The 24,157-nt window shown below is 70.6% G+C and carries 21 protein-coding genes and 1 tRNA gene; 6 read left to right on the top strand and 16 right to left on the bottom strand.

Annotated elements, in window-relative coordinates:
• Positions 1-2: 2 nt before the first annotated feature.
• From ACFQW8_RS03010 to ACFQW8_RS03025, 4 genes are all read right to left on the bottom strand, one after another.
• Positions 3-386, bottom strand: coding sequence for a VOC family protein (locus ACFQW8_RS03010; RefSeq protein WP_380085496.1), 384 nt, complete (start codon positions 384-386; stop codon positions 3-5).
• A gap of 124 nt (positions 387-510) precedes the next feature.
• Complete coding sequence (locus ACFQW8_RS03015; RefSeq protein ID WP_380085497.1) at positions 511-2,367, bottom strand: SelB domain-containing protein; 1,857 nt, start codon at positions 2,365-2,367, stop codon at positions 511-513.
• Positions 2,364-3,698, bottom strand: a complete 1,335-nt coding sequence (gene selA, locus ACFQW8_RS03020) for an L-seryl-tRNA(Sec) selenium transferase (RefSeq protein WP_380085498.1) — start codon at positions 3,696-3,698, stop codon at positions 2,364-2,366. The genes ACFQW8_RS03015 and selA overlap by 4 nt, the downstream gene beginning before the upstream one ends.
• A gap of 42 nt (positions 3,699-3,740) precedes the next feature.
• Positions 3,741-3,836 (bottom strand) — tRNA-Sec (locus tag ACFQW8_RS03025).
• A gap of 37 nt (positions 3,837-3,873) precedes the next feature.
• Between ACFQW8_RS03025 and selD the strand changes: the two genes are divergently transcribed.
• Positions 3,874-4,890 (top strand): selenide, water dikinase SelD, encoded by a 1,017-nt coding sequence (selD, locus tag ACFQW8_RS03030; protein ID WP_380085499.1) that lies wholly within the window; start codon positions 3,874-3,876, stop codon positions 4,888-4,890.
• 14 nt (positions 4,891-4,904) lie between these two features.
• Positions 4,905-5,300 (top strand): rhodanese-like domain-containing protein, encoded by a 396-nt coding sequence (locus ACFQW8_RS03035; RefSeq protein ID WP_380085500.1) that lies wholly within the window; start codon positions 4,905-4,907, stop codon positions 5,298-5,300.
• 9 nt (positions 5,301-5,309) lie between these two features.
• On the opposite strand, the gene ACFQW8_RS03040 is transcribed toward ACFQW8_RS03035, so the two are convergent.
• From ACFQW8_RS03040 to ACFQW8_RS03070, 7 genes are all read right to left on the bottom strand, one after another.
• Positions 5,310-6,602 carry an L-lactate MFS transporter gene (locus ACFQW8_RS03040; protein WP_380085501.1) on the bottom strand — a complete coding sequence of 431 codons (1,293 nt, stop codon included), beginning with the start codon at positions 6,600-6,602 and terminating at the stop codon, positions 5,310-5,312.
• A gap of 27 nt (positions 6,603-6,629) precedes the next feature.
• The gene (gene nrfD / locus ACFQW8_RS03045; RefSeq protein WP_380085502.1) at positions 6,630-7,772 is read right to left on the bottom strand and encodes an NrfD/PsrC family molybdoenzyme membrane anchor subunit; all 1,143 of its coding nucleotides are present in this window, start codon (positions 7,770-7,772) and stop codon (positions 6,630-6,632) included.
• The gene (locus ACFQW8_RS03050) at positions 7,769-8,878 is read right to left on the bottom strand and encodes a 4Fe-4S dicluster domain-containing protein (RefSeq protein WP_380085503.1); all 1,110 of its coding nucleotides are present in this window, start codon (positions 8,876-8,878) and stop codon (positions 7,769-7,771) included. The genes nrfD and ACFQW8_RS03050 overlap by 4 nt, the downstream gene beginning before the upstream one ends.
• Positions 8,878-12,249 carry a formate dehydrogenase gene (gene fdh, locus ACFQW8_RS03055; protein ID WP_380085504.1) on the bottom strand — a complete coding sequence of 1,124 codons (3,372 nt, stop codon included), beginning with the start codon at positions 12,247-12,249 and terminating at the stop codon, positions 8,878-8,880. Before fdh ends, ACFQW8_RS03050 begins: the two co-directional genes overlap by 1 nt.
• A 90-nt stretch (positions 12,250-12,339) precedes the next feature.
• Complete coding sequence (locus ACFQW8_RS03060) at positions 12,340-13,221, bottom strand: RecB family exonuclease (protein ID WP_380085505.1); 882 nt, start codon at positions 13,219-13,221, stop codon at positions 12,340-12,342.
• A gap of 66 nt (positions 13,222-13,287) precedes the next feature.
• Complete coding sequence (gene purU / locus ACFQW8_RS03065; protein ID WP_380085506.1) at positions 13,288-14,196, bottom strand: formyltetrahydrofolate deformylase; 909 nt, start codon at positions 14,194-14,196, stop codon at positions 13,288-13,290.
• Entirely contained in the window at positions 14,193-15,038 is an 846-nt protein-coding gene (locus tag ACFQW8_RS03070; RefSeq protein ID WP_380085507.1) for a PHP domain-containing protein, read from the bottom strand. Before ACFQW8_RS03070 ends, purU begins: the two co-directional genes overlap by 4 nt.
• A 190-nt stretch (positions 15,039-15,228) precedes the next feature.
• Between ACFQW8_RS03070 and ACFQW8_RS03075 the strand changes: the two genes are divergently transcribed.
• Together ACFQW8_RS03075 and ACFQW8_RS03080 are read left to right on the top strand one after the other, a co-directional pair.
• Positions 15,229-15,726 (top strand): SigE family RNA polymerase sigma factor, encoded by a 498-nt coding sequence (locus ACFQW8_RS03075; protein WP_380085508.1) that lies wholly within the window; start codon positions 15,229-15,231, stop codon positions 15,724-15,726.
• Positions 15,719-16,747, top strand: a complete 1,029-nt coding sequence (locus ACFQW8_RS03080; RefSeq protein WP_380085509.1) for a hypothetical protein — start codon at positions 15,719-15,721, stop codon at positions 16,745-16,747. Before ACFQW8_RS03075 ends, ACFQW8_RS03080 begins: the two co-directional genes overlap by 8 nt.
• Before the next feature lies 1 nt (position 16,748).
• On the opposite strand, the gene ACFQW8_RS03085 is transcribed toward ACFQW8_RS03080, so the two are convergent.
• The 3 genes from ACFQW8_RS03085 to ACFQW8_RS03095 all read right to left on the bottom strand — a co-directional run bounded on the left by ACFQW8_RS03085 (position 16,749) and on the right by ACFQW8_RS03095 (position 18,767).
• Complete coding sequence (locus ACFQW8_RS03085; protein WP_380085510.1) at positions 16,749-17,153, bottom strand: VOC family protein; 405 nt, start codon at positions 17,151-17,153, stop codon at positions 16,749-16,751.
• A gap of 24 nt (positions 17,154-17,177) precedes the next feature.
• The gene (locus tag ACFQW8_RS03090; RefSeq protein ID WP_380085511.1) at positions 17,178-17,720 is read right to left on the bottom strand and encodes a MaoC family dehydratase; all 543 of its coding nucleotides are present in this window, start codon (positions 17,718-17,720) and stop codon (positions 17,178-17,180) included.
• A 102-nt stretch (positions 17,721-17,822) separates the two neighbouring features.
• Entirely contained in the window at positions 17,823-18,767 is a 945-nt protein-coding gene (locus ACFQW8_RS03095; RefSeq protein WP_380085512.1) for a type IV toxin-antitoxin system AbiEi family antitoxin domain-containing protein, read from the bottom strand.
• A 149-nt stretch (positions 18,768-18,916) separates the two neighbouring features.
• Here ACFQW8_RS03095 and glpK point away from each other — a divergent pair, with 149 nt between their 5' ends.
• Complete coding sequence (gene glpK, locus ACFQW8_RS03100; RefSeq protein ID WP_380085513.1) at positions 18,917-20,431, top strand: glycerol kinase GlpK; 1,515 nt, start codon at positions 18,917-18,919, stop codon at positions 20,429-20,431.
• Between the two features lie 28 nt (positions 20,432-20,459).
• Here the strand turns inward: glpK and ACFQW8_RS03105 are convergent, their stop codons facing one another.
• Complete coding sequence (locus ACFQW8_RS03105; protein WP_380085514.1) at positions 20,460-21,350, bottom strand: serine hydrolase; 891 nt, start codon at positions 21,348-21,350, stop codon at positions 20,460-20,462.
• Between the two features lie 29 nt (positions 21,351-21,379).
• Here ACFQW8_RS03105 and ACFQW8_RS03110 point away from each other — a divergent pair, with 29 nt between their 5' ends.
• Positions 21,380-23,098, top strand: coding sequence for a glycerol-3-phosphate dehydrogenase/oxidase (locus tag ACFQW8_RS03110; RefSeq protein WP_380085515.1), 1,719 nt, complete (start codon positions 21,380-21,382; stop codon positions 23,096-23,098).
• A 12-nt stretch (positions 23,099-23,110) separates the two neighbouring features.
• Here ACFQW8_RS03110 and ACFQW8_RS03115 read toward each other — a convergent pair whose 3' ends face one another.
• On the bottom strand, positions 23,111-24,142 hold the full coding sequence (locus ACFQW8_RS03115; RefSeq protein ID WP_380085516.1) for a DUF2332 domain-containing protein: 1,032 nt from the start codon (positions 24,140-24,142) through the stop codon (positions 23,111-23,113).
• Positions 24,143-24,157: the final 15 nt, after the last annotated feature.

Raw genomic sequence — 24,157 nt, forward strand, 5'->3', positions numbered from 1 at the left:
GCTCACTCCCCCGCCGGGGCAGCCGTGTGGCAGACGGCCTCGACGTTGTTGCCGTCGGGATCACGGACGAAGACGGCGTAGTAGCCCGGGTGGTACTCCGGCCAGTGGCGCGGCTCGTGCAGCGTCTCGGCTCCGAGCTCCGTGGCAGCCGCGTGGAAGGCGTGCACGGCGTCGACGTCGGCCGCGGTGAACGCGAGGTGGGACTCCCGGTTGGGGCCGTCCACCTCGGGTCGGGACAGCCAGAAGTCAGGCTGCTCGGTGCCGTAGCCCACGGCGACGTCGAAGTCCATGACACGGCGGTGGCCCAGGGTGCCGAGCACCGCGTCGTAGAAGCGCTTCGCGGCATCGAGGTCCGCGCAGGTGATTCCAATGTGGTCGACGATCATGAGCCCATGGTGGCAGTGACCTCGGACAGGGAACTGCTGGGTGGCGACCGCATCCAACGTTGATGACCCCTTCCTCCGCGACGGTCTGCGCGGTGCTCTCCGTGGTCGTCAGTGGCTCGGCGCCTCAGTGGACGACTCGGCGCAGACGACCGTCGACGCGCCGCGTCCAACCGCGGGCGTCGAGGTGCTCGAGCAGCGGAACCGCCACGCGGCGGGTCGTGCCGAGGGCCTGGCGGGCCGCACTGAGAGTGAACGGTTGCTCCAGCGAGGCCAGCGCGCGCATCGCCAGGGCGGGCGCAGCCGGCAGCAGGACGACGTCGTCGGCCAGGCGGAGCAGCCGACCGGTCCGCTGGGCCGCGGCGAGCTCCACGGAACCCAGCCCCAGCGCCGCCAGCTCGTCCCGCTCCGGCGCGGCGAAGGGCGCCGTCAGCAACGCCGCCTCGACGGCGGCAACCGCGGACTCGGCCTTCCCGAGGCCGCCGGCACGCGGATCGTGCACACGCCCCTGGGTCACGGGAAGTCCCGCGCTTCGCGCCAGGTACCGGACGAGGTCCGCTCCAGGAGGCGCAAGGCCCGGGGGCAGGTCGCCCCCGTCGCTGGCGGCCCGCAGGTGCGCCGGGAGATGCAGTCCGTGCAGGACCGCAACCCCCGTCAGCCCGGGACTCAGCGGGTGTGCGTCGTGGTGCGCGCCGACGAGCGCTCGGAGGCGCTCTACCCAGCCGGACAGCGTGGCGGGGTGGAACCACCAGTCCCCGACCCGGACGCCACCGATCGGGTCCGGCAGTCCTCGGGCGACGAGCTGCACGTGGTGATCGCCGCCGCGATCGGCCAGACGCAGGTCGGCTGGGGCCAGGGGTCTGCTGAGCTCCTCCCCCCGCCGGGCGGCCGAACCTCGGCGACGCAGCGGCAACGGTTCGACATCGGCGACACGAACCGACCAGATTGCCCGGTTGGCCGGGTCACGCAGGATGGCGCTGTCCCCGACCCACCACGGCAGCATCTGGTGCGTGCGCAGGCGCGCGTGGCGCTCGCCGAGCGGGCGCACGTCCACGCGCATGGCGGCGGAGCCGACGTGGAGGACGGCGTGGTCCGGGAGCGCCACCTCGACGGGGGGCGCCCCTCTGGACCGCGCACGTTCCGATCCGACCCTCGTGAGCTGTACGTCCACGACCGATGACAGGGCGAAGGCCCCGGGGGCGCACAGGACGGCTGAGCGCGAGAGGGGTCCGGCCTCGATGCGGCGCAGGTTGACGGCCACCCGGGAGACCGGTCCCACGCTCTCACACGGCTGGTCCTGGCTGTGCAGACCGCGCACGACGACCTCGCGAGCGACCCCGTCGTCGACGAGGGTGAGCCGGTCCCCGCTGCGCACGGTCCCCGCACCGAGGGTCCCGGTCACGACGGTCCCCGCCCCGGCGACACTGAAGGAACGGTCGGTCCACAGGCGGACGGGGGCGTCAGGGTCCGGGGCGGGCATCCTTGCCGTGAGGTCGACCAGAGCCCGGCGCAGGTCGTCCAGACCCCGTCCGGTCCTCGCGGAGACGGAGACCACCGGGACCCGGAGACCTGCCCTGGCCAGGCGGCCCGCGGCCTCGACCGCGACCTCGTCGCGCCTGCGGGCGTCCGTCAGGTCGCACCTGGTGAGGACGAGGAGCCCGTCGCAGATGCCGAGGGCCTCGACGGCGGCGAGGTGCTCCTCGCTCTGCGCCTGCCACCCCTGGTCCGCCGCGACGACGAAGAGGACCGCCGGTGTCGGTCCCAGTCCCGCGAGCATCGTGCCCACGAAGCGCTGGTGACCGGGCACATCGACGAACGCCACGTCGCCAGCCCCCGGCAGGCTGGTCCACGCGAAGCCAAGCTCGATGGTGAGCCCGCGGACCTTCTCCTGCCCCAGTCGGTCAGGGTCGCGCCCTGTGAGCGCCTGCACCAGCGTGGACTTGCCGTGGTCGACGTGCCCCGCGGTGGCGAGGACCCACCTCATGGCGGCGGGGGTGTCCCGGCCCCTGCGAGGACAGCGAGCAGTGCCCGCTCGACGTCGGCGTCCCGCTCCGGTGGGACGCACCGCAGGTCGATGAGCCCGTGACCGTCCTCGACCCGGGCAAGCACGACGGGATCGTCACCCGACGGTCGGCGGAGCCGCTGGACCACGCCGACCGGCACCTCGACCGCCCACCCTGGCAGGGGGACTCCGGGGGCGCCACCTCCCCCCACCCGACCCACCACCGCGACGACCTGCCGGCCGAGCACCTCGGCCAGGCGGTCGGTTCGGGGACGCAGCTGGTCGGCCGTCAGGTGCAGCGACGCGGTCACCGGGGTGACCGGACCGCGCAGGGTGGCCTCGAGCGCGGCGAGGGTGAGCTTGTCCACGCGTACCGCTCGCGCCAACGGGTGCCGACGGAGCCGCTCGACGACCCCGGCCTCTCCGAGGATGAGGCCGGCCTGGGGTCCGCCGAGCAGCTTGTCGCCGCTCGCAGTGACGAGGGTGGCACCGGAGCGCAACGACGACGCGGCGTCTGGCTCGTCCGGCAGCGCCGGGTCGCGGACGAGCAGCCCGGAGCCGATGTCGGCCACCACGGGGACGACCGACCCGTCCGGTCGTCGCACATCGGCGAGCTCATCGACACCCACGGAGGCGACGAACCCGTCGACACGGAAGTTGCTGGGGTGGACCTTGAGGATGCAGCCCGTGTCCGGTCCGACCGCCTCGAGGTAGTCGCGCTGGTGGGTTCGGTTGGTCGTACCGACCTCGCGCAGGCTTGCGCCGGTGGAGGCGATGAGGTCGGGCAGCCGGAACCCGTCCCCGATCTCGACCATCTCCCCGCGGGAGACGACGACGTCGCGGCCCGCAGCCAAGGCCGTCGTGGCCAGGACGAGGGCCGCCGCCCCGTTGTTGACGACAAGGACGTCCCCCGCAGCCGGCACCGCCTCACGCAGGGCCCCGAGGACACCGGCGCCACGGCGGCCACGGCTGCCGGTGATGAGGTCCAGCTCGACGTCGACGTATCCCGCCGCGTCGACCACGGCCTGCAGCGCCGCGTCCGAGAGGGGGGCGCGGCCGATGTTGGTGTGCACGACCACCCCGGTGGCGTTGAGCACCGGTGTCAGCGAGGAGGCCCGTGCCGGCAGCGAGGCAACGGCGACGTCGGCGACGTCGGTGGGCGCGATCTCGCCACGGCGGGCCCGTGCCTGGGCGGTCGTGATGGCCGAGCGGACGGCGTCAGTCCCGAGTCGCTCGATGGCCGCCGACAGGCGTGGCTCCGCGAGGAGGACGTCGGTGCGCGGGATGGCCCGGCGCGGATCGGCGTCGCTCACGTGGCTGCTCCCTTCGTGGGCGAAGGGGGACCCTTCGACGTTTGGCGGAGACGGACGGGAATCGAACCCGCCAGACCGAGGTGCTCGGTCTCACCGGTGTTGAAGACCGGGGGGCCCACCAGGAACCCTGACGCCTCCGCCACACAGCCTAGACACGTGGCTAGGCTCAGTGCGTATGGAGGCCCGACGCCTGACCCAGTTCGCGCGTGGCGGTGGCTGCGCCTGCAAGATACCGGCGGGCGAGCTCGAGCAGCTCGTCGCCGGACTGCATCGGGGACACAACTCCCCCTCCCCCTGGTCCGCGGAGGTGCTGGTCGGTCTGGACGACGGTGACGACGCCGCCGCCGTGCAGGTGCGGGACGGACTCGCAGTCCTGTCCACCGCGGACTTCTTCACCCCGGTGGTCGACGACGCGTACGACTGGGGACGGATCGCGGCGGCCAACGCCCTCTCCGACGTCTACGCCATGGGCGGGACACCCGTCATGGCGATCAACCTCGTCGGCTGGCCGCGCGAGCTGCTGCCGATGGAGCTGCTGCGCGAGGTGCTGCGAGGCGGCCTCGACGTGGCGACAGAGGCCGGCTGCCCGGTGATCGGCGGGCACAGCATCGACGGTCCGGAGCCGATCTACGGGATGGCGGTCACCGGCACGGCGGACCCGGAGCGGCTGCTGCGCAACGACGCCGCCGAGGCCGGGCTGCCCATCAGCCTGACGAAGCCGCTAGGGCTCGGAGTGCTCAACAACCGCCACAAGGCGACCGGTGAGACGAGCGCCGAGGCCGTCGCCGTCATGACCACCCTCAACCGGGACGCCTCGTCGGCGGCGGTGGCAGCCGGGGCCCGCGCCGCCACCGACGTCACCGGCTTCGGGCTGCTCGGCCACCTGTTCAAGATGGGCCGCGCCTCGGGCGTCGCCGCTCGGGTCGACGCGGCCGCCGTGCCGTACGTCACCGGTGCCCGTGAGGCACTCGCCGCCGGGCACGTGCCCGGTGGGTCGCGCCGCAACCTCGACTGGGTGCGACCCCACCTGGCCGTCGCCCTGGGTGTGGACGAGGAGGAGCTGATCCTGCTCGCCGACGCCCAGACGTCCGGTGGGCTGCTCGTCGTGGGTGAGGTCCCCGGTGCGCCGATCGTCGGCGAGACCGTGCCGGCCGGCTCCCTCGGACCCGGCGTCGTCGTCGAGGTCGTATGAACGAGGACCGGCTGGTGCGGTCACGGGTGTCCCAGGCCCTCGAGGACGCTCGCGGCGACCGTCCCCGGCTCAGCCCGTCCGAGGCCCTCGACGCGCAGCGCCGCGGAGCGCTCCTCGTGGACACCCGCACCCCCGTGCAACGGAAGCGTCAGGGCGAGCTGCACGGCGCCCTGGTCATTGATCGCACCGTCCTCGAATGGCGCCTCGATCCGACGTCGCCGCACCGCATCCCCGAGGCGCGTCCCGGGCGCACGGTCGTGGTCCTGTGCCGCCAGGGCTACAGCTCGTCCTTCGCCGCCGAGTCGCTGCGTCGGCTCGGAGTCGATGCCACCGACGTGGTCGGCGGGGTCGAGGCCTGGCTGTCGGACGGACTGCCCCTGGCGGACATTCCGGCCGACGTGCGCGAGTGATTCGCCAGGTCAGGCGTGCTTGGGCGGTCGGGCGATGAGGGGCAGCGCGGCGCCGACGAGGGCGATGAGGCCAACGACCGTGAAGCCGCGGGTGTATGCCTCGTCCTCCCCGATGAGGCCCGAGATGAGGAGGGGGCCGACGACCCCACCGATGGACCAGCCGACGAGCATGAGGCCGTAGATCGCGCCCGCGTGCTTGACGCCGAAGAAGTCGCCCGCGGTGGACGGCATGGTCCCGAAGCCCCCGCCGTAGCACGTGTAGACCAGGGCGCACAGGACGTAGAAGACCGCGACGCTGCCTGCGTGCGGGATGGCCATCAGCGCGAGGCCCTGGATCGCGAGGATACCGATGAAGGCCGGTCGCCGCCCGATGCGGTCGGAGACGGCCGCCCACAGGATGCGGCCGCCGCCGTTGAACAGGCCCATGATCCCCACGAGCGTGGCAGCACCCGCGGCGCTGAAGCCGGCGACGTCGGTCGCCGTCCCCGCGGCCACCGAGATGAGCGAGATCCCCGCGGTGACCGAGATGGTGAGGATGAACATGAGGATGTACCACTGCGGCGTACGCAACGCCTCCTGCGAGGTGAAGTCGCGGCCCGCGGCGTTGGCCGTCGTGGCCTTGGCCGTACTGGCTCCGCCCTTGCTGGCCACCGTGTAGCCCTCCGGCGGGTTGCGGAACACCGAGGCACCCAGGAGCCCCGCGACCAGGTAGGCCATCCCGAGCCAGAGGAACACCTTGGTGGGGTAGCGCTGGTAGTCCGCGCTGCCCGCGATCATCCCCTGTGCCACCGGTGAGGTGATGACCGCACCGAAGCCGAAGCCGCCCACGGCGATGCCGGTGATGAGCCCGCGCTTGTCGGGGAACCACTTCTGCAGCATCGCGATCGGCACGATGTAGGCCAGCCCGAGCCCGAAGCCCCCCAGGACGCCGTAGCCGAGGGTGAGCAGCCACAGGTCGCCGGCGTCGCGGGCCAGGCTGGCGAGCATGATCCCGATCGAGTAGATCGTCACGCCGACGAGGGCCACGACGCGTGGACCACGCCGGTCCTGCATACGTCCACCCAGGAAGGCCCCGACGAAGATCATGCCGATGGCGACCGTGAAGGGGATCGTGGACTGGACCTTGCTCAGCTCGAGGGCCGACGGATCGGCCTGGATCGCCTTGCTGAAGGTGCTCCAGGCGTAGACCGCGCCGATCGAGAGCTGGACGAGCACGCCTCCCGCGAGGACGAGCCACCGGTTGCCGCCGCCACCGGTCTCGTGGCCGCGGTTCTCCTGCTCGCGCGTGCGTGTCGTGCTCATGCGTCCTCCTGGTGGAAAGACGAGGGGTTATCTCGCCGTGACGATGCTGTCGTGGACGGTGCCCTGCGAACGACGCTCCTCCAGGCGCGCCTTCTGCAGGTCGACGGTGTACTTCGGGTCGCGTGCCGACTCGAGCCCTGCCTCGACGAAGCCGAACCGCGTGAGCGCCGAGGCGCCGGCGAGAGCAGTCCCCGCTGCCACGGCAACAACCCGGCTACGGCCTGCGAGTAGCGTGCCCACCCCCCCGACGACGGTCAGCGTCCGGGCGAGACGCAGCATCGATCCGGCTCTGCCCGAGCTGACGGGCTCATCGATCCCTCGTGTCTCGAGGTGCGCTTCCAGCCGCTGCATCGCGACGAGGTCCGTCGCCGCACCGAGAACGGCCAGCCGTCGGGCCGGTGCGGCCTGGTCGACGGGCGAGAGGATCATCTGGACTCCCGCCGAGGCCATCGCGGCCGACCCGACGAAGACGAAGGGCAGCTGCGCGCGGCTCTCGAACCACACGGGGGTGGACGTGTCGGACAGGAGTACCGCCGTGTAGGCCGCCAGCGGAGGTGCGAACACGGCCTGCCCCACGCTCGCCGGCGCCTCCAGGGTGCTGAGGAGCCGCAGCAGCCTCCCCATTCCTCCACTGGTGGCCCCTGGAAGCATCCGCCCGACCTCTGCGGCCGTGGTCACGCCGGCGAACGCGGCATACGCGGAGAAGATCCAGGTGCCGACGGACATCGGTGAGGTGAGCTTCACGGTGCGCAGCATGTTGAGGAAGCGCTCCGGTCGTCCCAGATCGGAGACGAGGGCGGCCCCGCTGAGCGCCACGGCGGTCATGGCCGTCAGTCGGCTGCGACGCCGGAGGACGTCGAGACCGGTGGCCGACGCCCCGGATCCGAGCAGTCCGGAGCCGGCTGCGACGCCGCCGAGGAAGAGGTAGGCCGGAATCTCGTGCTTCCACGGCATCGGCTTGACGACGGAGCGGCCGTAGTAGCTGGAGAACTCCACCTCCGGCACGGCCGGGGCCTCACGGCGACCGCCTCCGTCCCCGGTCAGCCAGCCGCTCCCGCCCCGGGCGACGCTGCGGGCGGCGCCTGCCACGGAGTCGCGCACCGTGGTGCGCCGGCGGCGCCGACCGCCTTCGTCGGGCGGGCGGTAGCTGTCGAAGGCGGAGGTCGTCATCCGCGCCTCCCCAGGAAGGCGACCGCTGCAGCGCCCAGCATGCCCAAGCCGGCATACCCGGCAGTGCGGAACATCTCGGGCAGGCGGGAGGTGGCACACACCGGGTCCGGCGGCAGTCCGTAGACCTCCGGCTCGTCGAGCAGGAGGAACACCGAACCGGTGCCGCCCACGCCGTCGTCCTTGTTGGCGCCGTAGAGCCGGGCCTCGGTGAACCCCTGCTCGTGCAGCTGGGCCACCCGCTCCCGGGCGGTGGCCACCATGTCGTCGTGCTCCCCGAACTTGATGGAGGTGGTGGGACAGGTCTGGGCGCAGGCGGGCGTCTGGTCGTGCTGCAGGCGGTCGTAGCACAGGGTGCACTTCTGGGCGACTCCCACGTTGGGGACGTGTCCGTCGCTCCGAACGGTCGTGCTGCTCTCGGAGCGTCGCTCGATGACCCCGAACGGGCAGGCGCCGACGCAGTAGCCGCACCCGTTGCAGACGTCGGGCTGCACGACGACGGTGCCGTGCTCGGTGCGGAACAAGGCCCCGGTGGGGCAGACGTCGAGGCAGCCGGCGTGCGTGCAGTGCTTGCACACGTCGGAGGCCATGAGCCAGCGGAACTCCGGCAGGGCCCCGACCATCGGCACACCCTCCAAAGTGGTGCCGTGCGGGCTGACTCCGCCGGACATCGAGGTCGTCTGGTTGAGCATGTCGCCCAGGTTGGGGCCGTGCTCCTCGCTGGGTGCGGGGAGCACTCCGTATCCGGCGGGAGCAGCCCGGCCAGTGGCCGGCGCGTCGGCAGGAGCGCCCACACCCGGCATGCCGAGCTCGACGAGGCGTCGGCCCGACTCCCGGGCGGCGCTGATTCGTTCCGCGTCCTGCTCGACGAACGCGACGTGCCGCCAAGTGCTGGCTCCGAGGTCGCCGGTGTTGTCGTAGGAGTTCGCGGAGAGCGCGAGACCGTCTAGCGGCACGGCGTTCCACTCCTTGCAGGCCACCTCGCAGGCCTTGCACCCGATGCAGATCGAGGTGTCGGTGAAGAACCCCTTGCGGCTCGGTGGCTCCTCCCACCCCGCGTCGCGCGCGGTATCAGTGCGCCCACTGAGCTGTCGTTCGAAGTAGCCCATCAGTTCCGTCCTCCGCTCTCGTCACCGTTGTCCCGGGTGGCCGCACGGCGTTGCGTCATCTCGGCGGACACCGGGTCGGCCCGCTGCGAGCCCGTCTCGACGGTGGTCCCTGCCCGCGACTGGTACTCGGCGACGAGCCGCAAGAGCTCCTCCCCGTGTGGTCGTCGTCCGGGACGGATGTCGCAGGAGCCGACCTTCGACTCCTGGATCTGCACGTTGGGGTCGAGCACGACCCCGAGCAGGTCGTTGGCACCGTCACCCTCGACGACGGCGTCCCTGCCGACACCCCAGTGGTAGGGCAGCCCGATCTGGTGGACCGTGGAACCGTTGATGGTCAACGGCTTCATGCGATCGGTGACGAGCACGCGGGCCTCGATGGCACTGCGTGCGGAGACCAGCGTCGCCCACTCCCCGTTGACCAGTCCGCGCTCCTCGGCGAGCGAGGGGGAGACCTCGCAGAACATCTCGGGCTGGAGCTCCGACAGGTACGGCAGCCAGCGGCTCATCCCACCGGCGGTGTGGTGCTCGGTGAGCCGGTACGTCGTGAAGACGTAGGGGTAGACGTCGGTGCCGGCGTCGTCCGCGGACGGGCTCCACAGGTTGTCCTTGCGAGGGAAGACCAGCCGGCTCGGGTTGCTCTGCTGGGTGTACAGGGCGTTGGTGACCGGGGACTCCTGCGCCTCGTAGTGCGTGGGCAGAGGGCCGTCGACCATGCCCTTCGGGGCGAACAGCCAACCCTTGCCGTCGGCCTGCATGATGAAGGGGTCGTCGCCGGCGAGAGCTCCCGGCCCGCCGACGTCGGGGTCCGGGCGGAACGACGGGTCGCGGTCCACCGGGAAGTCGGGGACGTCCTTGCCGACCCACTTCTTCTGCGTCTCGTCCCACCAGACGTACTTCTTCCGCTCGCTCCACGGGCGCCCCTGCGGGTCCGCGGAGGCGCGGTTGTAGAGGATGCGGCGGTTCATCGGCCACGCCCAGCCCCACTCCGCTGCCACCTCGTCCTGCTCCTGCCCCGGCACACGGTTGGCCGACCTGTTGACCCCGCCGGCGTAGACGCCGGTGTAGATCCAGCAGCCGCCGGCGGTGGATCCGTCGGCCTTCATGTCGGCGAACTTGTCGAGGAGCTCGCCGGCCCGGTCGCCGGTGAGGTGGTGGCCGTTGATCTCGCGCAGCACCGCATCGGCGTCGGTCTCGCCGCGCTCGTCCTTCGGGTAGTCCCAGGTGAGGTCGAGCAGGGGGCGGTCGCGCTCGTCCGTGGAGTCGGCCAGGCGCTCGCGGATGCGGACCCCGAGCTCGTGGAAGAACTCCAGCTCGCTCTGCGCGTCGTCCGGCGGCTCGACCGCCTGGTGGTGCCACTGGAGCATCCGCTGGGTCTGGGTGAAGGTTCCCGACTTCTCGACGTGGGTGGCCGCGGGGAAGAAGAAGACCTCCGTCTCGATCTCCTCGGGACTGGTCTCCCCCGAGGCGACCTCCACCCCGTCCTTCCAGAACGTCGCGGTCTCGATGAGCTGGAAGTCGCGCACCACCATCCACTTGAGGTGCGTGAGCGCCTCGCGCTGCATCTTGCCGTGGGCCGACCCGACCGCCGGGTTCTGGCCGAGGACGAAGTAGCCCTCGACCTCGTCGTCGATCATCGCCATGGCCGTCTGGTAGGTCCCGTGGGCCCCGGTGAGGCGCGGCAGGTAGTCGAAGCAGAAGTCGTTCTCCGGCGTCGCGGCGTCGCCCCACCAGGCCTTGAGCAGGCTGGCCGTGTAGGCGTCCGCCGCGGTCCAGAACCCCTTCTGCTTCGGTGACGAGATCGCCCCGAGGTACTCCTCGAGGCTGTCGTGCAGCCCCACCATCGGCATCGGCAGGTAGCCCGGCAGCAGGTTGAACAGTGTCGGGATGTCGGTCGACCCCTGGATGCTCGCGTGGCCGCGCAGCGCCATGATCCCGCCGCCGGGCCGGCCCATGTTGCCCATGAGCAGCTGGAGGATGGCCGCGGTGCGGATGAACTGCGCACCGAGGCTGTGCTGGGTCCAGCCGAGGGCATACGCGTAGCACGTGGTGCGCTCACGCCCGGAGTTCTCGGTCAGGGCGCGGGCGACCTCGTGGAACTGGTCGACGGGAATGCCGCACAGGTCCCGGACCATCTCCGGTGTGTAGCGGGCGTAGTGCCGCTTGAGGACCTGGAACACGCTACGGGGGTGCTCCAGGGTCTCGTCCCGCACCACCTTGGCGTGCTCCATGGCCGCGCCGGCGGCACCCAGGGCGTGTGGGGCCGCCCTGGCGGAGTCCTTGGCGCCGTCGTCGTCGCCGGCCGGATCGTCGATCTGGTCACCGTCGTCCTCCCCACCGCCGTCTGCATCCTCCCGCTCGGCGTACCCCCACGACGTCATGTCGTACTTGCCGGTCGCGGGGTCGAAACCCGAGAAGACACCGTCGAGGTCCTCGGTGTCGACGAAGTCCTCACTGACCAGGGTGGCCGCGTTGGTGTAGGCGACGACGTAGTCGCGGAAGTACAGGTCGTTGGACAGCACGTGGTTGATGAGCGCGCCGAGGAGCACGACGTCGGAACCGGCCCGGATCGACACATGGGTGTCGGCGATCGCCGAGGTGCGCGTGAACCGCGGGTCGATGTGGATGACGCGCGCACCGCGAGCCTTGGCCTCGGAGACCCACTGGAACCCCACGGGGTGGCACTCGGCCATGTTGGAGCCCTGGATGATGATGCAGTCCGCGTTCGCCATGTCCTGGAGGGACTGCGTGGCGCCACCGCGGCCGAACGAGGCCCCCAGACTGGGAACCGTGGAGGAGTGTCAAATACGCGCCTGGTTCTCGATCTGGATCGCGCCGGCGGCCGTGAAGAGCTTCTTGATGAGGTAGTTCTCCTCGTTGTCGAGGGTGGCTCCCCCGAGCGAGGCGATGCCCATCGTGCGCCGCAGCCGGCGGCCCTTGTCGTCCAGCTCCTGCCAGCCGTTGCGACGTGCCTCGAGGAACCGGTCGGCGACCATGTCGATGGCCTCGTCGAGCTCGATCCGCTGGAAGTCCCTCGCGCGCGGGGCGCGGTACAGCACGTGCGTCTGGCGCGAGGGTGAGTTCACGAGCTGCTCGCTCGCCGCCCCCTTGGGGCAGAGCCGGCCACGGCTGATGGGCGAGTCCGGGTCGCCCTCGATCTGCACGACCTTCTCGTCCTTGACGAAGACGCGCTGACCGCATCCCACGGCGCAGTACGGGCACACGCTCTGCACGACACGGTCCGCAGTGGACGTGCGCGGCTCGATCTCCCGCGTGCGGCGCGAGGTGACCGACGTGCCCCGTCCCATGAAGTCACCGCTGGCCAGCTGCCGGAGCACGGGCCAACCGAGGAAGGTGGTGTCCTTACGAGCCATGACCAAGCCCTTTCGACGCGGACGTTTGCGCTGGTCAGGCCCACCGTAGCGTCTCGGGCGCCCTCACGGGAGAAGGCAGCGGCGAGCTTTTCATGGCTTCTGCAGCGCGGACGCAGCGGCGGCCTCGAGCGCAGCCCATCCCGACTTCTCCGGACCGGCGGCCTGCCCCTCCGGACAGTGCGCGCGGAAGTCGCACCACGTGCAGATGGGACCCACGACCGGCGGGAAGAGCTGCGACTCGACGCCACGCTCGGCGAAGTCGGCGTCGGCGCGCTGGGCGTCTCGAGCGATCGACTTGGCCTCGTCGACCTTGCGGGTCAGCGACTCCGGCGTGTGGGTGTGCGCCACGACCTCCCCCGACGTGACGTGGTGGAGCTCGACCCGCAGGCACGGGCGACGGAACATCTTCCAGACGGCAGCGGCATACAGGGCCATCGGGAGGGACGTGCGCGCGTCATCGGTCCCGAGAGGCTTCTGGCTGGTCTTGTAGTCGACGACGACGAGCTCTCCGTCGCGGTCGTCGAGCCGGTCGATGCGCCCGGTGACCCGCAGCGCTCCGCTGACGAAGGACACCGTGCGCTCGATGCCTCGTGGCGGGTCGTCGGGATCGACTCCGCCGAGGTAGGAGACGACGTGCTCCTGCGCCCGTCTGCGCCACAGGCCCGACTGCTCCGGGTCGCGGAAGCCCACGTCGATCCACGAGGTGCGCACCAGCTCACGCCCGGCGGACGCCGTGCGCCGGTCGCGCGGCAGGTCCCACCAGTCACGCAACGCGTTGTGGACGGCCAGGCCGAAGGAGGTGTGCGCGCGTTGCGGCCGCTGCTCGGGGCGCGGCTTGTCGAGGTACTGCATCCGGTAGCGGCGGGGACAGTCGACGTGCGCGAGCAGGCGTGAAGGGCTCGCGGCATACAGCTTCGGTGGCATGCCTGCGAACTCAGCCTGGACCGGTCGCCCGGCACTCACCTCGGTCACCGGACCAACCTAGCCAGCCGGGCCGACAGCGCGCGGACGCCATCCACAGGCGCGACGGTGGCGCCCTCAGCTGAAGACGACAGTGCGGTCCTCGTTGAGGATGACGCGGCTCTCGCAGTGCCACTTCACTGCGCGGGCGAAGACCCGGGACTCGACCTCCTCGCCGGCGGAGACGAGGTCGTCGGCGTCCATGCGGTGGTCCACGCGATGGATGTCCTGCTCGATGATGGGCCCTTCGTCGAGGTCGGCCGTGACGTAGTGCGCGGTCGCACCGATGACCTTGACGCCGCGGGCATAGGCCTGGTGATAGGGCTTGGCGCCCTTGAAGCTCGGCAGGAACGAGTGGTGGATGTTGATGACCCGCCCGCCGAGGTCGCGGCACAGGTCGTCGCTCAGCACCTGCATGTAGCGAGCGAGTGCGATGAGCTCGACGTCGTGCTCGGCGACGAGCGCACGTAGCTGATGCTCCGCCTCGGCCTTGGTCTCACGGGTCACCGGGATGTGGTGGAACGGGATGCCGTAGGAGCGCGCCATCGGCTGCAGGTCGGTGTGGTTGCTGACGATGGCGACGATGTCAGCGTTGACCTGCCCTGACTTCCACCGGAAGAGGAGGTCGTTGAGGACGTGTCCGAACCGGCTCACCATGACCAGCGTCCGGTATGCCGTGAGTGCCGGTCTCAGCTCCCAGGTCATGTCGAACTCGGCTGCGACAGAACCGATCTGGGCTCGCCACTGGTCGAGGTCAAGCCCGTCCGCAGGCGTCGCGAAGCGCACGCGCATGAAGTAGCGACCGGTCCGGTGGTCGGAGAACTGCTGGCTCTCCTCGATGTTGCCCCGGTGCTCGAAGAGCCGCTGGGCCACGGCGGCGACGATGCCGGGCCGGTCCGGGCACGACAGGGTGAGGACGAGGTCACCCACCTCGTCCTGCAGTGCCGCCTGTCGACGGGTGTGCGTCGGCACGGGGTCGTTGTTCATGCCTCGATCACCTCGACACCGTGCGACTGCTCGACGAGCCGCAACCACTCGTGGGGCTCCGTCGTGTGTTCGCCGAGACGGTTGAGCTTGCCGGTGCCGTGGTAGTCGCTGCTGCCGGTGACGACGAGGTCGTGGCGTCGGGCGAGCTCGAGGGCGCGCTCGACGTCGGCCGGCTCGTGGTCCCGGTGGTGCGCCTCCAGCCCGGCGAGCCCCGCGGCGGTCAGCTCCTCGACCATCTCGTCGGTGATCGTGGCGGTGCGCATCGCGAAGGGGTGCGCGAGCACCGGCACTCCCCCGGCGCCCCGCACGAGCTCGATCGCCGCGACCGGGTCCGGGGCATAGTGCCCGACGTAGTAGCGGCTGCCGTCGTGCAGCAGGTCACGAAAGGCGTCGTCACGGCTCTGCACGACTCCGGCCGCGACCAGCGCGTCGGCAAGGTGGGGTCGACCGAGCGTCGCCCCCGGAGCCAGCTGCGCACGCACCTGCGCGACCGTGATCGGTATGCCGTCCCGGGCCATCCGCTCGATCATCCGGTCCATCCGGGTGACCCGGCTGTCGCGGGCGCGGGCCAGCTCGACGGCGAGGTGCGGGTCGTCCGGGTCGGGCAGGTAGCCGAGCAGATGGATGCTGCGATAGGCGCGACTGCACGAGATCTCGATGCCTCGCACCAGCCCGACGCCCTCGTGGACGGCCGCCTCGGCCGCCTCCTCCCACCCGGTCGTCGTGTCGTGGTCGGTGAGCGCGATCATCGTCAGGCCTGCTGCCCCGGCCGCGGCCATGAGCTCCGCGGGGCTCTCGGTCCCGTCGCTCGCGGTCGAGTGGGCGTGCAGGTCGATCGTCACGCTCCGTACCCTATGCGCGCGCGTTCCAGGGCGTTGCCGCCCCATGGCGCGAAGGTGAGGGGCGGGCGCAGGCACCTTCTGCGGCATACCCCTGCGGAGCCCGACACGGAGAGGATCTCGTGACAACCTTTCGGACCGGACGCCCGTATCAGGGGTGTCCGGTTCGATGAGTCGAGAAGGGGGTGGTGTCGTGACCAGGCGTAACGACGGGTCGTTCGACGAGTTCATGCACTCGAGCTCTCCACGGCTGCTGCGCCTGGCGTGGCTGCTGACTGGTGGCGCGTCGAGCGCCGAGGACCTCGTCCAGGAGACCCTCGAACGGGTCTACGTGGCGTGGCCCCGGATCGAGGCGGGCGGCACCCACAACTACGCCCGCCGCGTCCTCGTCAACCTCCACACCGACTCCCACCGGCGTCGCTGGCGCGAGGACCTCACCTCCGAGGTGCCCGAGACCGGGCAGCCGGACCGGTCGGACTCGGTCGCTCTCGCCGACCAGCTCACCACGGCCCTCGCGCAGCTCCCGGTGCGCGAACGTCAGTGCGTCGTGCTGCGGCACCACGTCGACCTCTCCGAGCGCGAGGTCGCCGACACCCTGGGCATCAGCACCGGGACGGTCAAGTCCTCGACCTCGCGCGGTCTCGCCCGTCTGCGTTCCTTGCTCGTCACCGAAGGAGGACGTCATGTCTGACCCGATCCTCGAGCTCCTCGCGGCTCCGCCGAACCCGTCGATGTCCGTCGACGAGACGGCCGTGTATGCCGGTGGGCGCCGTCGCCTGCGTCGACGGGCCTTGCGCCGCACCGGAATCGGTGTCGTCGGCATCGTCGGTGCCGCGGCCATCGCGTTCGGCACGCTGGGCTCCGGCGTCGACGATGCCTCCCTCCCCGCCGGTCCCTCACCGTCGGCGCCAGAACCTGGCCGCGTGTCGGCAGAGCTCCTCGACGGCCGGTATGCCGTCGAGGTCGTCCCCGGCGCGCCGGCCGGGCAGCCGAACGTCCTCTTCCACGCCGTGAAGAACGGTGAGCGCCAGCAGCTGGCCGGCTCCGACGCCAGCCCGGACGTCGTCTCCATGGGCACCGGCAGCGGTGCCGAGGGCGTCATGCTCGGCACCGCGCCCGCCGATGCGAGGGGCTTTCTCACGGTGACCCGCGACGGCAGTGGCAGTGGTGGTGTGGAGGGCGACCAGCAACCGCTGCCCGGCACCGGCTTCCAGGCGGTGGCACTGGACTTCGAGGACCCGACGCACACCGCGGGCTACCTCGACACCATCTGGCTCGATCGCGACGGAGTCGTGCACCACGCCACCGGAGAGGTCGTCCCCAGCGTTCCTGTGCCCGGCACCGACGAGCGCGTCTTCGTCGCTCGCTCCGATGCCCGCGTTCTCGGCGTCATCGGCAAGACGGGCGGAACCCACACCTTCGTGAAGCCGTCCGGAGTCACCGAGCTCAGCTCGGGTGAGCAGTCGGAGAACGGTTCATGGAACTACCGTTCGATCACTCTGCTGCCCGGTGGTGCCCGCGACGTCCGGGTGAACTGGTCCTTCAAGGACTGGATTGCGCCAGTGACTCTCCACGCCCTCCCGGGTGGTGATGGGACTCTGGCCCTGTCTGAGGTGGCGAGCAGTGACCGGTCGGGGTCCTCCGCACCGGTCGTTCTGTCGGTGACGTGGACGGACGAGTCGGGCGAACGGCATACCGAAGACGTGGCGTGAGTCAGACGACGAGGTGGGCGTAGTTGTCCGGTCGTTCGGACTCGCTGCGCAGGATGCAGAACTCGTTGCCCTCGGGGTCGAGGAGCGTGGCCCAGCCACCATCGGGCTTGCGCAGGTCCTGGTGCATCGTCGCTCCGTGGGCGAGCACGCGCTCGACCTCCTCGTCCCGGGTGCGGTCGGTGGGAGTGAGGTCGAGGTGGAGCCGGTTCTTGGTCGTCTTGCCCTCGGGCACCTCGATGAAGAGCACCCGCTGCCGCCCGTCGGGGCTGAAGATCATGCACTCCTCGTGACCCGGGAGGTTCGGGTCCTGCGGATCCTCCGACCAGCCGAGGACCTCGCTCCACCAGTGGGACTGGGCGTGCGCGTCGCGGGAGTCGAAGGTCGTGTGTGAGATCCGTGAGGTCATGCCCGCCAGAGTGGCAGGAAGACCTCAGTCCGGGCCAGCGGATTCCGGGCCGCTCCAGTTCTTGTCCGGCTGCGGCACGGGGCGCCCGGGCTGCTCGCCACCCCGGGCCTCGAGGTAGCTGTCCTTGGGCACCATGACCTTGCGGCGGAAGATGCAGACGACCTTGCCGTCCTGGTTGTAGCCGATCGTCTCGACGTGCACGACGCCGCGGTCGTCCTTCGAGGAGGACTCCCGCTTGTCGAGGACGCGAGTCTCGCCATAGAGCGTGTCGCCGTGGAAGGTCGGCGCGACGTGACGCAGGGACTCGACCTCGAGGTTGGCGATCGCCTTGCCACTGATGTCGGGCACGCTCATGCCGAGCAGGATCGAGTACACGTAGTTGCCCACGACGACGTTCTTGCCGAACTGCGTCGTCTCCTTCGCGTAGTGCGCGTCGAGGTGGAGCGGGTGGTGGTTCATCGTGAGCAGGCTGAACAGATGGTCGTCGTACTCGGTGACCGTCTTCCCGGGCCAGTGCTTGTAGGTCGCTCCGACCTCGAACTCCTCATAGCTGCGTCCGAACTGCATGACGCCCATCCTTGCGTGCCGCTCGCCTGGAGACAGCACGTATGCCGCGTGGGTTCCCTCACAGCCCCTATGCCTTGCCCCGCAGGTGACGCGGATCCGGCGTCAGGACGCGGATCGTTCCGCGCCCGTGCGCCGGATCTGCGCCACCGCCCGGTTCATGAGCGCTGCGACGCGCTCCGGATGCTCCAGATCGGACCACACGAGCCGCACGACGACGAAGCCCATCGAGCGGAGCCGATCCTCCCGGCGCTTCTCGGCAGCCAGGGCAGCACGGCCCTCGAACCCGTCGTACTTCATCAGCCCGTCGAACTCCACGACCACACGATCCTCCACGAGGAAGTCCACCCGGGCCACGAAGCCGTGGGCGTCGCTCAATGCGACCTGACTGCGCGCGGCGTAGCCAAGATCGTGCAGGAGCAGCCGGGTGCGCGACTCCCCCACCGACTCGCAGGATGGATCAGCCAGCCGGACCATCTGCTCGACCTCCCAAAGGTCACTCCCGGACAGGCTCAGGCATGCTGCGGCCCGGACGACCTCGGACAGCACGACACGTCGCGAGTGCAGGGCGGCGTCCAGGGCGATGAGAGCCGCGCGATGGCCGTGAGCGGTGCACAGCTGCACCACGGCATACGCCGATGTCACCGCGAGAACGCCGGTCTCCGAGGACACTGCGCCAACCGTGCTGAGCTGTGGGATCACCGTCAACCCCGACCGGCTGCGCGTCCGGGTGACGTCACCATGCAGGAGGACGCGCTCGAGGGGGACGCCCCAGAGCGGCAGTCCGTGCAGGGCAACGGCACACTCTCCTGCTGCGACGGCACCAGCACGACCGGCCATCACGGCTCGGGTGCGCAGGGCCAGCCGCTCGACGGGCTTGGCGGCCGTCCACGCTCCGGCGAGAACGAACGCGCCCTTGCGCACGCGCACCAACTCACCAGCGTTCACGAGCCTGGTGAGGCCGCGCGGCGTGACCCCGTGCCACCCTGCCTGGCCCGTCGTGAGGACACCGCCCTGCGCGCGAGCCTGGTCGAGCAGTCCCAGATCCATACGACCAGCGTGGCGCAAAGTCGGATGTCGGCCGCGGCGTCATCCACAGCCGCTCCCTTGACGCGGATCCGGCCCGCAGACCCGGAACGTTCCGCGCCCTGGCGCCGGATGTGCGTCACAGACGGTCGGTGCCTTCTAGGCTTCACGCCATGGCGGACTTCATCGGAGCAGTCGACCAGGGCACGACGAGCACGCGCTTCATGGTCTTCGACCACGACGGGCGCGAGGTCGCGCGGCACCAGCTCGAGCACCAGCAGGTTCTCCCCAGGCCGGGCTGGGTCGAGCACAACCCGCTCGAGATCTGGGACCGGACCCAGACGGTCATCGGCAGCGCCCTGGCGACCGCCGGCCTGGCCACCACAGACCTTGCCGCCATCGGCATCACCAACCAGCGTGAGACCGCGATCGTGTGGGACCGCCGCACCGGCCGCCCCCACTACAACGCCATCGTGTGGCAGGACACCCGCACCGACTCGATCGCCAAGGCCCTCGACGCCGACGAGCGCGGCCAGACGATCCGGCACAAGGCCGGGCTCCCTCCCGCGACCTACTTCTCCGCCGGCAAGATCCAGTGGATCCTCGAGAACGTCGACGGCGTGCGTGAGGCGGCCGAGCGCGGTGACGCGATCTTCGGGACGCTCGACACCTGGTTGGTCTGGAACCTCACCGGCGGTCCCCGGGGCGGAGTTCATGCCACGGACGTCACCAACGCCAGTCGCACGATGCTCATGGACCTCACGACGCTCGACTGGGACGACGAGCTGCTCGGCTTCTTCGACATCCCGCGCCAGATGCTCCCGGAGATCCACGCGAGCAGTGACGACACGGCATACGGGAAGACGTCCGGGGAGCGGGGCACGGCCAACGTGCCGATCACCGGCGTCCTCGGTGACCAGCAGGCGGCGACCGTCGGCCAGGTCTGCTTCGAGCCCGGCGAGGCCAAGAACACCTACGGCACCGGCAACTTCCTCCTCCTCAACACCGGCACCGAGCTGGTCCGCAGCTCCAACGGGCTGCTCACGACGGTCGCCTACCAGTTCGCCGGGGCCGACCCGGTCTATGCGCTCGAGGGGTCGATCGCGGTCACCGGCAGCGCCGTCCAGTGGTTGCGCGACCAGCTCGGCATCATCTCGGGCGCCTCCGAGGTCGAGACGCTCGCCGCCCAGGTGGACGACAGCGGTGGCGTCTACTTCGTGCCGGCCTTCAGCGGGCTCTTCGCGCCCTACTGGCGCAGCGACGCACGCGGGGCCATCGTCGGCCTGTCCCGGTTCAACACCAACGCCCACCTGGCGCGCGCCACCCTGGAGGCGATCTGCTACCAGAGCCGCGACGTCGCCGACGCGATGACCGCGGACTCGGGGGTCAAGATCGAGACGCTGCGCGTCGACGGTGGGGTGACGGCCAACCGCCTCTGCATGCAGCTGCAGGCCGACATCCTCGGCGTCCCGGTGAGCAAGCCGGTCGTTGCCGAGACGACCGCCCTCGGAGCTGCGTATGCCGCGGGGCTGGCCACCGGCTTCTGGGCCGGCACGGACGAGCTGCGGGCCAAGTGGGCGGAGGACCAGCGCTGGGAGCCGCAGTGGTCCGACGAACAACGGCGGGACGGGTATGCCGGGTGGCGCAAGGCTGTGGGCCGCACCTTGGACTGGGTCGAGGTCGACTGAGTCGCTGCCCAGCCCTGGGAGGCCGGAGTCAGAGGGGCAGGGCGAGCGCCTCGTGGACGATCTTGGAGAGACCACTGATGGTCTCCTTGCCATAGCGGAAGCCCTGCGGGCTGCGCGTGAGGATCGCCATCGTGTGGCTGCGCCCGTCCCCGACGACGCGACCGATCGAGTTGAGCCGGTAGCCGTCCGGCAACGGACCCCAGCCGTTCTTGGTCTCCGTGTAGACGCCGTTCGGGAGCGGCGGATCGGCCACGCCCCACCGCTGCGCCGGCACCACGCCCGCCATGAGGTGGCGGATGTAGGCACGATGACCCGCGTGGATGACCGCCGTCCCCAAGGCGATCGCGTCGAGGAGCGTCACGAGGTCATCCGGGGTGGTGGTGCTGTAGCCCCACCAGCCACCCGCCGACCCGCCCTTGACCTCCGTGCCCTTGAGACCGAGGTCGACCGCCGCGCGCTGGACGTTGGCGGTGTCCACCCAGGCCAAGAGCGAGTCGGTCGCGACGTTGTCGCTGGACTGGATCATCCGGCGGGCCCGCTTGTGCTGCTCGTCGGTGAGGTCCTTGGCGTCCTCCTGACACTTGCGCAGGCAGGCGACGAGGATGAGCACCTTGATGGTGCTGAGCGACTCGTTGGTGAAGGAACGCCAGGCGAACCGTTGCCCGCTTCGCAGGTCGTGCACGACGAGGCCCATGGTGCCGCCGCGGGCATCCCGATGGGCGTCGAGGCGGGCGGCGAGGGCCGCGCGGTCGACGGTCGCTCTCGGGAGCGCCTGCGCGGACGAGGTGCTGAGCGCGGTGTGCGTCGTGGAACCCGGCGAGGTCGCTCTCGTGGCAACCCACATCGGGACAACCACGCCGACGAGCGCGAGCGTCGAGTCGACAACGACCCTGCGGGTCACCGGACGAGGACTGGACATGCACCGAGGGTAGGCCGCGCGAGCGATCTATGCTCATTCCCGTGACCCTTTCGCCCGCGGCACGCGCGTCCACCCTCGAACGACTCCGGTCCGGTGAGGAACTGGACGTCCTCGTCGTCGGCGGCGGAGTGGTCGGTTGTGGTGCAGCCCTCGACGCGGTGACCCGGGGCCTGTCCACCGGCCTCATCGAGGCCCGGGACTACGCCAGCGGCACGAGCTCCCGCTCGAGCAAGCTCATCCACGGAGGGCTGCGCTATCTCGAGATGCTCGACTTCGGGCTCGTCCACGAGGCCCTCCAGGAGCGACGCCTCCTCCTGACGGTCATCGCCCCCCACCTCGTGCGTCCCGTGCCGTTCATGTACCCGCTGAGCAAGCCGGCGTGGGAGCGCTTCTACGTCGGCTCCGGCATCGCGCTCTATGACGGCCTGGCGTTCGGCGTGCGGCAGACGGCCGGCCTCCCCCGCCACCGCCACCTCGGCAAGAAGGCCGCGCTGCGGCTCATGCCGAGCCTGCGTCCCGACGCGCTGACCGGTGCCATCCAGTACCACGACGCCCAGGTCGACGATGCCCGCTTCGTGCTGGAGCTCGCCCGCACCGCCGCCATGCACGGGGCGCACGTCGTCAACCGGGTCGCCGCTGTGGGCCTCCTGCGGTCCGATGACGGTGAGCGCGTCATCGGAGTGCGTGCCCGGGACCACCAGAGCGGGGAGGAGTTCGACATCCACGCACGCCGCGTCATCGCAGCGGCCGGTGTCTGGACCGACGAGATCCAGTCGATGGTCGGCGACGACGGCCCCCTCAAGGTGCGGTCGAGCAAGGGCATCCACCTCGTCGTCCCCCGCGACCGGATCACGTCCGAGACCGGCATCATCCTGCGCACCGACAAGTCCGTGCTCTTCATCATCCCGTGGGACGAGCACTGGATCATCGGGACGACCGACACCGACTGGAGCCTCGACAAGGCCCACCCGGCAGCGACCTCGGCGGACATCGACTACCTCCTCGAGACCGTCAACTCCGTCCTCGTGACCCCCCTGACCCGTGACGACATCGACGGTGTCTATGCCGGCCTGCGTCCACTCATCTCCGGTGACGAGGAGGACGAGACGACCAAGCTCTCGCGTGAGCACGTCGTCGCCACACCGGTTCCCGGAATCACCCTCGTGGCTGGTGGCAAGTACACGACCTATCGGATCATGGCCAAGGACGCCGTCGACGAGGCCGTCAAGGACTTCGAGAACGAGGTTGCCGAGTCCTCCACCGACAAGGTGCCCCTGGCCGGAGCAGTGGGCTGGGAATGGCTCAGCGAACGGCCCCAGATCCTCGCTCGCTCGGCGGGCATCGACCAGGAGCACGTCGAGACCCTCCTCGAGCGCTACGGCACGCTCACCAAGGAGCTGCTCGCGCTCATCAACGCCCAGCCCGTGCTGGGCGAGCTGCTCCCCGGCGGTGAGACGCACCTCAAGGCCGAGATCGTGTATGCCGCCGCCACCGAGGGTGCGGTGCATCTCACCGACATCCTCACGCGCCGCACGCGCATCTCCATCGAGGCCCGCGACCGTGGCCTCAGTGCTGCACCGCACGCGGCGGCCCTCGCAGCGCCGATCCTCGGGTGGGACGACGCGCGGGTGTCCCAGGAGATCGACATCTACCACCGCCGGGTCGAGGCCGAGATGTCGAGCCAGACGATGCCCGACGACGAGAGCGCCGACCAGGCGCGCCGACTCGCCCCCGACGCCGCCCTCTGACCGTCGCGTCGGTCAGGAGTGGAGCGCCAGGGGCGGACCGTGGTGGGTGCAGTGGCCGATGACGTCGTCGTCGACCTCGATCTGGGGCTGCCACGAACCCGTGGCAGGCAGCGGATGCGGATCCTCGAGGGCAACTCGGACCAGCGGCATCCGTGACCTGGCCTCGTCGATGGCGGCGAGCATCGCGGCATACTCGGCGGCCGGCCAGTACTGACGGGTGATCGAGTGCCAGACCACGGTGAGGACATCGTCACGACCCGGCTCGGCCAGCTCTTGTCGCACCCACTCGGCCGCAGGGGCACGGTCGATGACCACCGGGTGCTCACGCAACGTCGCGAGGGCCGCCACGAGGCGGCCGTCGCGCTCGGGCATGTGCGGCCAGATGAACGAACGCAGGTACGCCTCTCCCTCGGGGGTCGTGGCGTCGAACGGCTCGAGGTCACAACCGCGTCGCTCGACGACCTCGACGTGGGCCGGCGCGAAGCCGGGCGCACCACATCCCTCGAGCACGAGCTGGGCATCGTCCGGCCCAGCTGCCCAGCCCGCACCCTCGAACCGGAACCGGTCGACGAGCAGGTTCAGACCTGCGGACGCACCGGGCTCGAGCAGCCTCACCCGCCGGATCCCGGTGCGCCGCACGGCTTCTGACAGACCGGCGAGCAGTGCGAGCGAGCGTCCCACCTCGTTGGTCTGGGGCGCGACGGCCAGTGCCGACCTCAGCTCGGCCACGTGGGCACGCAACACCGGCTCGAGTGCCGGCCACACGGCATACCGGTCCGCCGTGCCACCCACCGAGGGATAGAACCGAGCGAGCTCAGGCGCGTCCCCACGCAGGACGACCCGGTGGATGCCGGCGAGGAGCCGGAGCTGCACCATGTCACCGGGTGGCGCGTCCTCATGCCCCTCGAGGATCTGTCGCACCACGCCCCCGCGCTCCCAGTCGGCGGCGAGGTCCCGGACAAGCACCCCGTAGAGGTGGTCCGTGCTCCCTCCGAAGTGGCTCCCCATCCGCTCACCCAACGTGGCTCCGTCGTACGCACTCACCCGTGCCACGATAGG

Origin of the sequence: Knoellia altitudinis, from assembly GCF_042666355.1 — a bacterium.
GTDB classification, from domain to species: Bacteria; Actinomycetota; Actinomycetes; order Actinomycetales; family Dermatophilaceae; genus Knoellia; species Knoellia altitudinis.